This is a genomic window from Sulfobacillus thermotolerans, from assembly GCF_039623705.1.
GTDB lineage: Bacteria > Bacillota > Sulfobacillia > Sulfobacillales > Sulfobacillaceae > Sulfobacillus > Sulfobacillus thermotolerans.
On the sequence record NZ_CP133983.1, the window covers coordinates 2,088,773 to 2,101,411 of the forward strand.

Below are 12,639 nucleotides of genomic sequence, written 5' to 3' on the forward strand. Positions count from 1 at the left end.
GTGTGAGTTCTCTTAGCCAGGTCATCGCTGAGAGATTGATTGCCATGGGTAGCTGGGAGGAGCAACGGCAACGCCTGCAGCACGTATTGACTCGGCGTCGGAATACCATGGCCAACGAAATTACAAGGATCATGGGCCCGGATGTGACGGCCTCCTGGTAGGGACGCCACATGTCCATCGTCACCAGTTGCACGCGCTGTCGATGCGGCAATCGCATGAGGTACGCCGTCACGGTTTCCTTATTGCGGTTCACTAGCAAATCGACCAGCGTACATTCTTGGACGTTGGTCACCACGCCCCGAGGACGGATGAGATGAATTTCATCGAGGCCCAGCCATTGCGGAGTCTCGACGTGCCGATGGGCTTCTAACGCGGTCACATGATCGTGAAAAATATCGCGTACGGTCCGCTCCGAGACCCCAACCTCCTGCGCCACGTGGGCAAAGGGCCGTCGGATGGCCGTCGGTCCGACCCATGCGACTAACCGTTCTGTCATAAACCGCTGGGCATCCACGCCGGGCAAATCCTCGTAAAAGGTCCTCCCACACGTTTTGCAGCGAAAGCGGCGCGTTTGAAAATAGAGACCCACGCGCTTCCCATGCATGGGCAGATCCCGAATCCATTGCTCACGACGGCCATAACCCACGATGGCCGCACCATCACAATGGGAACACATCGTCGGGGCTACCAGAGTCTCGGCGGCAATATGATAGGCGTCATCGGTTTCATCCACCGCGATGACGCGGTAGTCGGGCAAGTTGAGCAGGTTCGGCACGGGTGCCGCCATACGATCATCCATTATGCCTCCAACTAATTACGCCATCTATTCGATCCATCATAAAATCCGTTTTTACTTTAACACAACAACAGCGAGAGATCCATCACAAACTCCGTTTATGGATCCGCTTGTGATCCCGGGAAAACTAGCCGAGATCCATCACAAAATCCGCATACCCTAAAAAATGAATTGAGCCCATATTGACATGTTATTTTCCTCCTAAAACCATTGTTCGCCATAAAGTGACGGGCCCTAGCCAAAAGTCCCATGTGGGCAGATAGGCATACCGTATCACCAGAAAACTTTTTGGGCTCTTGGGGATAATTTATGATAAGGGGCTCAATTGCCTAGTGTCAATTAGGGGTTTTTAGTGCATATGAAGAGGAATCATACGGAGTGTGCTGAATGAATTTACTCGAGAGAAATTATGGTGATCGTGTCAGGAGGGCTCACACCTCCACTATGGGGAAAACCTCCTGACGCGCTTTGTAATCTCTCTATTGGGTTCGCAAAGCCGCTTTATTGATTTTTCCTGCACTTGTGACGGGCATCTGGTGGATAAACTGAAAAACGTCCGGAACCGCGAATTTGGCCAATTGGCCCTGCTTTACCGCTTGCCTAAGAAATTCTTGCAGTATGCTCTCGGTCACTGACGGGGAGGCTTCTACAATGGCTTTGGGTCGTTCGCCCCATTGGGCGTCAGGAACCGCGATAACAGCCACCGATTTGACACCGGGGACTTCCGATAAGATCGATTCAATGGTACTTGAGGCAATCCATTCTCCGCCACTTTTAATCGCATCGCGCATTCGGTCCACGACGCTGATGCTGCCATCGGGATAGCGTATAGCTAAATCCCCTGACCGGAACCAACGTGAAATTGCGCGGCCCTGCGCGCCAGACCCATTGCCAAGGGACTTCCTCCCGTGAGGATTTTGAGGGGAAGGTCTTGCACACCAGCGCTCTGGGCCGCTTCAAGAAGCATGAACAATTGAGTGGGCACCATATTAATCCATGTCACGCCGTGGCGCTGGATTAGGCTAATTTGTTCAAGCGCATTACTGCGTTCGGGGAGGATTAAGGGGGTGCCGAGGTAGGGGGCGACAAATGGAGTGCCCCAGCCATGAATGTGGAAGAAGGGAATCAAGGGCATCATGACGTCCTGTGCGCTTAGGGTGGCACCGGTATCATGGAGTGCTAGGTGGTGCGCAATTTGTAAGGACCCCATCAGCATCTGTTGATGGCTATATCGTAGACCCTTGGGTTGGCCTGTGGTCCCTGTCGTATAAAAGATGGAGTAGATGTCTTCGGGTCGCACATGGGATGCGGCGCGCGGCATTTGGAATTTACCCTCGTCAATCAGTGACTCATATTCAAGACCACCCTCATGCACCGTGATATCAGACATCCATTGGCACGGGTTTCATTGGCACCTAAGTCGCTGCCGCCTTGCGATTCTGTCATCCACGTGGCTCCCCATGCTGCACCCGATAGCAAGTGGGATATGATGGCGTCTTTGCCGGGAATGCTGTCGTCGCCATATTTGTGCAGCGCATAAGCGGTTTGACCGGTGATCGTCAAAATGCAGCCTATGCCGGGGTCTCCAAGCAAATAGAGAAGGGCGTAGTGAAAAGGCCAGCCTTGGTGCTGGTAAGGGGGGGAGGTAATCCATGCACTTTGCGATAAAACGCTGCGTTCACTAGGACTAAGACGCACACGGTCAATGCGGCGGCCATCGAGATCATGGGCGACTAATACTGGCGGTGCATCATGGTCAATATGGTAGCACGCTTCATAGACGTCACGGCCCGCCCATGCTCCGAACTCCTGCAGGCGTGGCCATTGTTCTTGAGAAGCTGGCCAAAAGTGACGAAGGACGGCCTGCAATTCGCGGTCGTTGTCGAAATGATTGGTGCCATAAGCATAGGAAATGCTTTCCATATTACTCTCCTCCTTTTGTGATGTGATCGAGGCGGTTTTTCATCACGGACCGGAGTTCTTTAATTTCCGTGATGATGGCTTGTAGTGCTTCCACTTGTGTCTGCAGTTCAAGAAGTTTTGCATCTCCGCGACGGATGACGTCTTTTAATTGTGTGACTTCTGTGGGATCTGCATCGTACAGATCCAGCATGTCTTGGATGTCTTTCAGTCCAAAACCCAAACGGCGTCCGCGCAAGATCAGCTGAAGGCGTACACGGTCGCGCTCATGGTATAGGCGCTTGGCCCCCTGGCGTTCGGGATTTAATAAACCCATATCTTCGTAGTGACGTAAGGTGCGTGGGGTAACGTCGCAGAGCGTGCTGAGTTCATTAATGGAATAGACCCGAGGTCTTGCAGATTTTGACCGTGGCATACAGAGCCCTCCTATTAACAAAATATACAGCAAATTTACGTGAACGTAAACACAGTTATTTTGTCCAAATTTAGACCGCGGGGTGTGTATAATGAAGGCGCAAAGGAGAGTGGAGATATGCGGTGGGGGACCGTGGTGTTGCCTAGCGGAGCGATAACGGCCGCGTTTTTGCGAGAAGACGGCGTAGTCACTGTCGAACAGATCAATAAACAATATCATACTCATTATCCATCCGATTTGGAGTCGATCATTACACAGCGGCTAAGCCTTGACGTCGTTGCATTGGGAAAAGATGTTGCGGCCTTGCCGTTGGAAACAGTTCGGGTGGCGGCCCCTTTAGCGCATCCAGAGCGTATTGTCGGCATTGGGCTCAATTACCGCGACCATGCGCAGGACTTGGGTGAAAACGTGCCGGAAGAACCGGCGACGTTTATCAAACCGAACAATACCATTATTGGACCCGAAGAGGCTATTCGTATTCCGCCCGTATCCACACGCACGACGGCTGAAGCAGAAATCGCCTTGGTATTTGGGCAGATGTGCCGAGACGTACCTCTCGGATCTTGGCGAGATGTCATTTTCGGGGTGGTTCCGGTGTTGGATATGACAACCGAAGACATCTTGCGCAAGAATCCGCGATTTCTGACGCGTTCTAAGGGCTATGATGCCTTTTTCGCCTTCGGACCATGGATCGTCACGATCGATGAGCTAGGAGACTGGACATCTATCGTCATCGAGACGGTGGTGAACGGTGTCGTTAAGGCGCGAAGCGATTTGGCCCATATGACCTATGGATTGGACCGATTAGTGGCGTTCATTACGACGGCCGCGACCGTGGGGGCGACGGCAGTGCTGAGCACGGGAACGCCTGGGGCGGCGGTGATTCATGCGGGTGATGTAGTGGAAGCGCGCGTAACGTCCATTGGAACGCTGGTCAATCCGGTGATAGGGTCTTAGATTAAATATCATATTGAAACAAAAATATGTTATATTGTGATAGGCTGACACGGTCAGCCTATCATTTTTATGCCAGCAACAAGGAGGCGGGGTATGACAGATTTTGATCCGAAGCATTCCCAACACATTGACGAGATGATTCGGGACATCTGGCAAGATGGGGTATAACGAAAATGGATAACAAAAACTATCATTTTTAAAAGAGCTATTGGGATATAGCCAAGGCGACAAGCTAATTAGGGGGGAACCGCGTTGAACCCTCAGGAACGGCGGGAACAACTGTTAACATGGATTGCGCGCCACGGCACCGCGTCGATTCAGCAGTTGGCGCAGGTCTTGCATGTGTCAGAAATGACCGTGCGCCGAGACTTACGTATTTTACAACAAGCCCATCTGCTACAGAGTATTCCAGGCGGTGCCGAAGTCAAGAAAAGTGCCACGGAGCTGGCTTTTGACGTAAAACGGCGTCTGCATCGAGACGAGAAAGAAGCGATTGCGGCTAAAGCCTTAGAACTGATTGACTCCGACATGACGATTGCGTTTTCGGCGGGCACCACTACATGGGCTGTGGCCCACCGTATACGCGGCTTTCAACAGCTGACCTTTGTGACGAATTCCACGAATATTGCCTTGGAATTACAGCAAAATGGTTGGACACAGATTGTCTTGACCGGGGGTAATTTTCGAACGCCGTCCGATGCTTTGGTGGGACCATTTGCCGAATACACAGCGCGGCACTTGCATACCGATGTGCTCTTTTTAGGCGTTCATGGGCTGGACGTAGAGGCGGGCATGACGACACCTAATATTCAGGAGGCGGCCATTGACCGTGTTCTGATCGAGCAGGCCCAAAAAGTTGTCGTCGTCATGGATCATAGCAAATGGGGCATTAAAGCGCTGGCGCGGATCGCGCCGATCGAAATGGTTGATGCCATTATTACCACGCGCACACCCCATGTACAAGCACATATTGCGGCGTGCGAGCGCTTGGGCATTGAGGTCTTTACAGCGACTTTGCCTGATCAGGGTTCAAAGGAGGAGCCCGTATGACCATCTATCGCACCCAGGAACCCCTGTCTGATGGTCGCCACCTTATTCAGTACCAGTTGCCTCACCCACTGGAGGTAGCCAAAGAGTCTGTGACGGTGGTGACCGGGAGCAATATGCTGGCGACAGAGACCGCGCGGGTTTTAACAGAGCAGGGAGAGCGCGTAATCCTAATACAAACAGCCATGAACCCGGCGCCCTCCCAAGACAGGGTGTATTTCGGAACGGTGGGGTCGAGTGATGTATGGAATGCTATTGCTCATCAATATACCATTGCCCATGTGATGCATTTGGCCGCGTTCGACGAGATCGATCCCCATAATCCTTACGCATGTTTTACGCAGATTGTGGCTGAGGGAATGGCCATGCTCCAGTGGCTGAAGACGCTGCCGCCCAAATCTTTCGTCTATGCGGCGGTTGAACCGCGGGTGTCTGACCATCTCCAAGGTTCGCAGCAAGAAACAGCGTATGCGGCCAGTGTCCATCAATTTGCACGGCAGCTGATGCTGACTTCGGACGGCCTTGGAATCCCGTTCGTGATCTTACGACTGCCTCCGGTGGTCGTGGCTCAAGGTCAGCGCTACACGGATTTATGGGGGACTGTGGTGGGCATTGTCCAAAAACGGACTGAGCGTGACCAAATCGCCTTGGGGAACGCAGTTGACGGTATTATCCGAGCTCATGCATATCTTCAGACAGGAGGCGCGTCACACGTTATGGACATTACCTTGCAGCACCGCAACTCGTGGCCCGACGACGGCGCCATCCCTGCGGAAAGTGGTGTGGTCACACCTCCGGAGGGTGACGCATGATCGAATTGCGGCAAGATCCGCTATCTGGGGATTGGGTGAGTTTAAATGCCAACCGCCAATCCCGTCCGCTCACCCAATTGCACGATGCGTGTCCGTTTTGTCCCGGGCCTCATGCAGAGGTGGGGGACCAACTGTTTGATGTGGCGGTTTTTGACAATCGCTACCCGTCGTTTCACAATCCTGGAAATGCCGAAGTGGTAGTGTACTCTCCGCGCCATCACGATGATTTAGCGTACCTGCCCAAAGACCGCGTGCAACTAGTGTGGAATGTCTGGGCTGAGCGTATTAAAGCCTTAGAAGAAGAGCCAGGCACCGCGTCTGTGTTTGTTTTTGAGAATCGCGGCCAGAAAGTGGGTGCGACCATTGCCCATCCGCACGGCCAAATTTATGCCTATCCGTATATTCCTCCGCGCCTCGTCAAAGAGCTGCCTCACTTTGTGGATGCGTGTCCACTTTGCGACGTCCGTGCTGAGAACCCGTTGCTCTTTAATGGTCAATATTGGCGACTCGAAGTGCCCTATGCCATGCGCATGCCATATGAGGTGCGCTTGGTGCCCCAAAGACACCTGGCAAGTTTTGTTGACCTCAGCGAACAGGAGCGACAAGAAGGGGCTAGACTGATGCAAAGTCTGATTCGCGCCTATGACCGATTTTTTGGATTTCGCACGGCCTTGGTGATGGCTTTGTATCAAAGGCCGACGCCACCTGTGCCTTATCATTTTCGTTGGGAATTTTTGCCGATAGACCGAGGCGGGGGCAAGATCAAGTACTTAGCGGGATCGGAGTTGGCGATGGAAGCTTTTGTGGTGGATATGGTGCCCGAACAGGTGCAAGAGCGGCTTCAGCCATTTCTTGACCGTGAAATAGCCAAGGGGGAGACGAATGGATAACATGCAGATCACGCCCAACAGCATGGCAGAACAATTTGTTCGATTATATGGTCGAGAACCCGAATATATCTGGCGGGCGCCTGGCCGGGTGAACTTAATTGGCGATCATACGGACTATCAAGGCGGATTAGCGTTGCCCATCGCGTTGCCTTATGCCACATGGGTGGCGAGTCGGACTCGGTCGGATCAAGACATTCATGTGGCGACCGACTACCATCAAGAGCAGCTGGTTCTGCCTTATGCGAAGCGCCGCGCTTTGGTGGCGAGCGCGACCACGCTATCGGGATTGACCGGCTTTTTAAGCGCGACATGGGAGATCACAAAGTGCGCAATGGGCGCGGATTTGTGGATTGCGACAGATGTGCCGGTGGCCAGTGGGTTGTCTTCGTCGGCGGCTTTGTCACTGGCCTTGTTAGCTACGGCGTATAGCTTAAACCACCAGGATTTTGAGCCCATGGCCATTATTCGCCAAGCCCAGGAGGTTGAAAATGTCTATTTGGGCGTGTCTTCAGGACCCAGCATTATCCGCGCGGCGGAGCAGTATCAGCCTATGACGCACGCGGAGCAACAGGCGTTGATGGCGACAGCAGACCGCTATGCGTCGCCATTTGGGGAATTCTCACACCCCTAAAGAATACGGATTGTCAAGGAGGGCAGAGCTGTGGAGCAGGCTTGGGAAAAATACCAGAGGGTCAAAGATATGCTTGCACGTTTAGACCAGGTGGCCATCGCCTTTTCTGGGGGAGTGGATAGCAGTTTGCTTCTTTATGCTGCCGTGCAAGCCTTAGGACCCGAGCGGGTTTTGGCGGTGACCTCCGCGTCTGAGACGTACCCTGAACGGGAACGCTTGGCTGCCGAACAGGTCGCACGAGAAATCGGTGCGCCCCAGTTGGTGATTCATACTGAGGAATTGGCTATTCCTGGTTATGCGGAGAATCCCATTAATCGGTGTTATTTTTGTAAACAAGAGTTATTTACGCAATTGGTGGCGGTTGCGCAAGAACGCGGGATTAGGCATGTGGCGTTTGGTGCGATTGCTGATGACGAAGGCGAGTTTCGCCCTGGACTGATGGCCGCTAGGGAAAAGAATGTGTTGGCGCCATTGCAGCAAGCCCAATTGATCAAGCGCGAAGTGCGGTTTTTAGCGCATGCATTGGGGCTGTCCAACTGGGATAAACCGTCTCTCGCCTGTTTATCATCGCGTATTCCTTACGGACACCGGATTACACGGGAAATTTTGTCTCAAGTGGACCAAGCGGAGCTGTTCTTGTTGCAGCTCGGATTTCGTCAGGTGCGTGTGCGTCATCATGGCGATGTCGCTCGCATTGAAGTACCTCCTGAAGACCGCGTGGGCATTTTAGATTTAACCGCGCTTATCACCGAAAAGTTTTTGGCGCTGGGCTACCATCATATTGCGCTGGATCTCAACGGCTACCGTAGTGGCAGTATGAATGCAGGACTGCCGCTCGTGGTAACGGGCGCGAATGGGCAGCTATAAGCAAAGACAAACAGCGTTTGCCAAGTGGAGGGGACACCAACGAATCACAAAGAATTGTTGCAAGCCGTGCAACAGGGCCAGTTGAGTGTCGAGGAAGGCTTGGACGCTCTCAAGCGGCTTAATGCGGATGACTTAGGATTTGCGCAGATTGACCATCACCGGGCTTGGCGGCAAGGATTGCCTGAAGTCGTGTATTGCGCAGGCAAAACCGTCGAACAATCGGTTGCCATTTTATTGCGGCAAGCTCAGGTCGGATCGGGACCATTGATGGGGACACGTGCACCCCGAGCGGTCTATGACCACCTCGAAGGCCGTGGCTATGATTTTGAATATGATGACGAGGCGCATTTGGTGGTTCTGCGCCGAGGTGTTCCTGAGCCTCAAGGGCAAGTGCTTGCGGTATCGGCAGGAACGGCAGATGGACCCATCTTGCGGGAAGCCGAAGTCACAGCAGAGTTAATGGGCGCGAAGGTCGACCGGTTAATCGATGTGGGCGTTGCGGGACTGCATCGCCTGTTAGGCCATCTAGATACCCTCTATGCCGCGCGGGTGATTATTGTTGCGGCGGGAATGGACGGAGCTTTGCCAAGTGTCATCGGAGGGCTTGTGGATGTTCCGGTCATTGCGATACCGACGAGTGTGGGATATGGTGCTAATTTCGCGGGAGTGGCACCGCTCTTAACGATGTTGAACAGTTGTGCCGCTGGGATTGGGGTCGTGAATATTGACAATGGATTTGGGGCCGGCTATCTGGCTGGACTGATTAACCGTGGGGGTTGCCCATGAATGAGCTCTTGGCATATTTGGAGTGCCCAGCAGGTGTCAGTGGCAACATGTTCTTGGGTGCATGGTTGGATGCTGGCGTCGCAGAAGACCGGTGGCGGGAGATGTTGGCGTCTTTGATGCTGAAAGGCGTTAGCGTCAATCGTACGACCGTTTACCCCAAAGGGATTCAAGCTACCTTCGTGGATGTCGTGGTCGACGAGGAGGCCCCATGGTATGAAACTCATCCGGCGCCCGAGTCCACGTTGCATCCCCACCGACATTGGGCAGAGATTGATGCCTTGCTGACACAAGCGGGGGGACTTCCGGAGATCGTAAAAACTCTGAGTCGGCGGGCATTTCGGCTGCTAGCCGAAGCTGAAGGGGCGGTGCACGGAGTACCTGCTGAAGAAGTCCACTTTCATGAAGTGGGAGCCTACGATGCGATTATCGACGTTGTGGGCGCGTTTTGTGGGTGGTATTTGGCCGGCATGCCCCGTTGCTATGTGTCTCCTATCGAAGTCGGGGGAGGGACGGTCTCTTGCGCCCACGGACGGTTGCCGGTACCGGCCCCGGCGGTAGCCCGTTTGCTGCAAGGCTTCGTAACCTACTCCTCCGGAAATTGGGGGGAGACGGTCACACCGACTGGCGCGGCGATTTTGCGTGCCCTGGTCGAACACTCGGGGACCTTGGGAAAGCCTGTGCCTCCCATGCGGGATCAAAGAGGAGGATATGGTGCGGGTTCCCGGGAATTTCCTGTCGCCAACGTTTTTCGTATTCGTATGGGACAAGCGGTGCGCTCTCGGGATGATGCCAGCGTAGTGGAACTAAGTGCCAATATCGACGATATGTCGCCCGAGTGGATGGGGGATATCATTGACGTATTGCTTAAACAAGGGGCTCTTGATGCGTGGGTCACGCCGGTGGTGATGAAAAAAGGACGGCCGGGCTGGATTGTATCAGCACTGACGGATCTTGCCCACGAAGAATTTTTCACCGAGGTTATGCTGCGTCAGACCACCACACTCGGGGTGCGGCGGATGGAGCGCCAGCGCACGGTGCTGGAGCGCTCGTGGGAGGTGGTCTCGACTCCCTATGGAGCGGTCCGGATGAAAATAGCCGGCCGCCATGGTCAAATTTGGAACGCCGCACCTGAATATGAAGACTGTAGAAGGCAGGCTCATGAAGCTGGGGTGCCACTGAAGGATGTCTATCAAGCGGCTTGGGCGGCCTTCCAACAGCCGAAGATGGAAGACGATTTTGACGGCGGCATAGAATGAGATAGGGGGAGGCGGAGTCTGATGCAATATCGGCCCTTGGGTACGACGGGACTTGAGGTCAGTGCGTTAAGTTTTGGGACATGGGCCATTGGAGGCTCATGGGGAAGCGTCGAAGATGAGCAAGCCCGAGAAGGGATTGCGCGAGCTATAGAACTTGGGGTCAATTTCTTTGACACGGCGGATGTTTACGGGAATGGGCGATCGGAACAATTATTAGGTGACATGACGCATCACATGGCGGATCGCATCGCGATTGCCACCAAATTTGGACGCTCTGGAGATTGGCAAGATCCTGCCAACTATCAAGAACCGGCGATTCGAGCCTTTTGTGAAGCGAGTTTACGGCGTTTGCAGCGGGACACGATTGATTTATATCAAATTCATTGTCCGCCGACATGGGTGATTGAGCGTGGGGACGTTTTTGCTATTTTGGACCAGCTTCAGCAAGAAGGCAAAATTCGCGCATACGGTGTAAGCGTCGAGACTGTAGACGAGGGACTCCTGGCGCTGCAGTACCCGGGAGTCAAAGCGTTGCAGGTGATATTCAACCTGTTTCGGCAAAAGCCGTTGGATCAATTGTTTCCCCAGGCTCAGGCGCAAAACGTTGGAATCTTAGCCCGCGTCCCATTGGCTAGTGGTCTATTGACGGGCAAGTTTCGTGTGGACCATCAATTCGCCGCGGATGATCACCGAGCCTTTAATAAAAATGGCGAGTATTTTAATGTCGGAGAAACGTTTGCAGGAATTCCCTTTGAGACCGGGGTGGCGCTTGCGCATCAGTTGCAGTGGATTGCGCAAGGGCGCGAAACGATGGCCCGAGCAGCCTTGCGCTGGGTTATTGATAGCCCAGGGGTGACTTGCGCCATTCCGGGCTTTAAATCGGCTAAACAAGTTGAAGACAATCTAGCCGCGTTAACGGTTCCCTCGTTTACTGAAGAGGAACGGGCACAATTGCAGCAATTTTATCAAGAGGCCGTCGCGCCTACCATTCGCGGACGGTATTAGGTCCTAGAGATAGCAAACCCTATATTGGATACGGGTTGCTGCTGGGAGAAATGTGCTGCTTGGCCCTTTTCTTAATATCATCTTTCAATGTCCGGAGATATGGTTTACGCCATATTTCCGGACGTTTTCGTTCTGACGGGCCAAGGCGGATATTTCAGAGCCGGATGTCTTGGAGGGAATTCCTTGCCTATTGGCTGATGGTCGAACCCTTAGATAATGCAGGGAGTTTCGCAGTACATCCGTACTGGCCGTAGGCTGTAGTTGTGCCAATATCCGAAGTCCATGCCTGTGTGCCGATATCCAGGGTTCTCAGTCTCTTTGCCATTCGCTTTTATATAAGCCGGTCTGGTTAGGCATAGTCGGTGGGGTTTGGCCATATTGTCAATATCAAGCACATCACGATGATATGGATTCTAAACAGGCTATGGGGGCGTCTAGGGAGGATATGAGAGATGGGACACGGGACGAAGGTTGTGAAGCGACTACAGCAGAATAGCTTAACGACCGCCGATATTACCGCGGTATCTATGGCTAATACGGCACCTGCCATGAGCTTTTTCTTTTCCTTCGCCACGATTGCCGCGGCGGCTGGTATTGCGAGCCCTTTAGCGATTGTTGTGGCCGCTATTGTGATTCTTTTAAAAATCAATAGTTTGGTGGAGTTTACCCGGGTTACGCCGAGTACCGGATCATATATCTCCTATATTGGCAAAACATTTGGTCCCGTTGCGGGGGTAATGGCAGCATGGGCCTTGAGCTTTGGGTTCATTGTCGCGGTGGGCTTTGTCATTGCCGTTCTTGGCGGGTGGACATCTCTGATTTTGCAGCAGTTTCTTCACGTGACTGTAGCATGGCAGTTCTTCTCGATTCTTTTTGTTTTAGTCGTGGGGTATTTAGTTTATCGCGGGGTCAAAATCTCCACAAAATGGGCGGCAGCCATGTTTGCATTTGAGTTGCTCCACAATTCCCGTGGCGCTGGTTTATTTGGTGTTGAATCTGGCGGTTCCCGTCTATTATTTGCGGGAGTGCCGTTCTCAGTTCTCATGGCTTCGTCACCTTGTTATCCCCATTGCAGGCACCCTAGCCTTAATTCTTCCTTTATGGGGTTTGATTGAGCCAGGGCAGCCCGCTCCATTTAACGCCTTTCCGTGGATTGTCTTGGGATTGTTGATGGTGGCCTGGGCCTATGCGCTGTGGCGCTTGCGCCACATTCCCGATTTGGCTGATCGGGTCGGGAGTATTATTGCCGATGAGTAA

At 53.2% G+C, this 12,639-nt stretch carries 15 protein-coding genes and 1 pseudogene; 11 read left to right on the forward strand and 5 right to left on the reverse strand.

Features of this window, described 5'->3' with window-relative positions:
• Positions 1-154 precede the first annotated feature (154 nt).
• The 5 genes and pseudogenes from ORD20_RS10800 to ORD20_RS10820 form a co-directional block, all read right to left on the reverse strand.
• A pseudogene (locus ORD20_RS10800) lies at positions 155-799 on the reverse strand (helix-turn-helix domain-containing protein); the annotation flags it as partial.
• 476 nt (positions 800-1,275) lie between these two features.
• Positions 1,276-1,587: an AMP-binding enzyme gene (locus ORD20_RS10805; protein ID WP_430626712.1), complete on the reverse strand. Its 312-nt coding sequence runs from the start codon at positions 1,585-1,587 to the stop codon at positions 1,276-1,278.
• Between the two features lie 41 nt (positions 1,588-1,628).
• On the reverse strand, positions 1,629-2,117 hold the full coding sequence (locus tag ORD20_RS10810; protein ID WP_430626165.1) for an AMP-binding protein: 489 nt from the start codon (positions 2,115-2,117) through the stop codon (positions 1,629-1,631).
• 20 nt (positions 2,118-2,137) lie between these two features.
• Positions 2,138-2,719: a hypothetical protein gene (locus ORD20_RS10815; protein WP_430626166.1), complete on the reverse strand. Its 582-nt coding sequence runs from the start codon at positions 2,717-2,719 to the stop codon at positions 2,138-2,140.
• Position 2,720: 1 nt separating this feature from the next.
• Positions 2,721-3,131 carry a MerR family transcriptional regulator gene (locus ORD20_RS10820; protein ID WP_103374839.1) on the reverse strand — a complete coding sequence of 137 codons (411 nt, stop codon included), beginning with the start codon at positions 3,129-3,131 and terminating at the stop codon, positions 2,721-2,723.
• 117 nt (positions 3,132-3,248) lie between these two features.
• On the opposite strand from ORD20_RS10820, the gene ORD20_RS10825 reads away from it, so the two are divergent.
• From ORD20_RS10825 to ORD20_RS10875, 11 genes are all read left to right on the forward strand, one after another.
• Positions 3,249-4,088: a fumarylacetoacetate hydrolase family protein gene (locus ORD20_RS10825; protein ID WP_103374838.1), complete on the forward strand. Its 840-nt coding sequence runs from the start codon at positions 3,249-3,251 to the stop codon at positions 4,086-4,088.
• Between the two features lie 252 nt (positions 4,089-4,340).
• Entirely contained in the window at positions 4,341-5,138 is a 798-nt protein-coding gene (locus tag ORD20_RS10830) for a DeoR/GlpR family DNA-binding transcription regulator (protein WP_103374836.1), read from the forward strand.
• A complete protein-coding gene (locus ORD20_RS10835) occupies positions 5,135-5,947 on the forward strand; it encodes an NAD-dependent epimerase/dehydratase family protein (RefSeq protein WP_103374835.1) in 813 nt (270 codons plus the stop codon). The genes ORD20_RS10830 and ORD20_RS10835 overlap by 4 nt, the downstream gene beginning before the upstream one ends.
• Positions 5,944-6,837 carry a galactose-1-phosphate uridylyltransferase gene (locus tag ORD20_RS10840; RefSeq protein ID WP_103374834.1) on the forward strand — a complete coding sequence of 298 codons (894 nt, stop codon included), beginning with the start codon at positions 5,944-5,946 and terminating at the stop codon, positions 6,835-6,837. Before ORD20_RS10835 ends, ORD20_RS10840 begins: the two co-directional genes overlap by 4 nt.
• Positions 6,830-7,468, forward strand: coding sequence for a galactokinase family protein (locus ORD20_RS10845; RefSeq protein ID WP_430626167.1), 639 nt, complete (start codon positions 6,830-6,832; stop codon positions 7,466-7,468). Before ORD20_RS10840 ends, ORD20_RS10845 begins: the two co-directional genes overlap by 8 nt.
• A gap of 30 nt (positions 7,469-7,498) precedes the next feature.
• The gene (gene larE, locus ORD20_RS10850) at positions 7,499-8,335 is read left to right on the forward strand and encodes an ATP-dependent sacrificial sulfur transferase LarE (RefSeq protein WP_173677073.1); all 837 of its coding nucleotides are present in this window, start codon (positions 7,499-7,501) and stop codon (positions 8,333-8,335) included.
• A gap of 24 nt (positions 8,336-8,359) precedes the next feature.
• A complete protein-coding gene (gene larB / locus ORD20_RS10855) occupies positions 8,360-9,121 on the forward strand; it encodes a nickel pincer cofactor biosynthesis protein LarB (protein ID WP_103374831.1) in 762 nt (253 codons plus the stop codon).
• On the forward strand, positions 9,118-10,377 hold the full coding sequence (gene larC, locus ORD20_RS10860) for a nickel pincer cofactor biosynthesis protein LarC (RefSeq protein ID WP_103374830.1): 1,260 nt from the start codon (positions 9,118-9,120) through the stop codon (positions 10,375-10,377). Before larB ends, larC begins: the two co-directional genes overlap by 4 nt.
• 21 nt (positions 10,378-10,398) lie before the next feature.
• A complete protein-coding gene (locus tag ORD20_RS10865) occupies positions 10,399-11,382 on the forward strand; it encodes an aldo/keto reductase (RefSeq protein ID WP_103374829.1) in 984 nt (327 codons plus the stop codon).
• 452 nt (positions 11,383-11,834) lie between these two features.
• Complete coding sequence (locus ORD20_RS10870) at positions 11,835-12,497, forward strand: hypothetical protein (RefSeq protein ID WP_430626168.1); 663 nt, start codon at positions 11,835-11,837, stop codon at positions 12,495-12,497.
• Positions 12,490-12,639, forward strand: a complete 150-nt coding sequence (locus ORD20_RS10875; RefSeq protein WP_430626169.1) for a hypothetical protein — start codon at positions 12,490-12,492, stop codon at positions 12,637-12,639. The genes ORD20_RS10870 and ORD20_RS10875 overlap by 8 nt, the downstream gene beginning before the upstream one ends.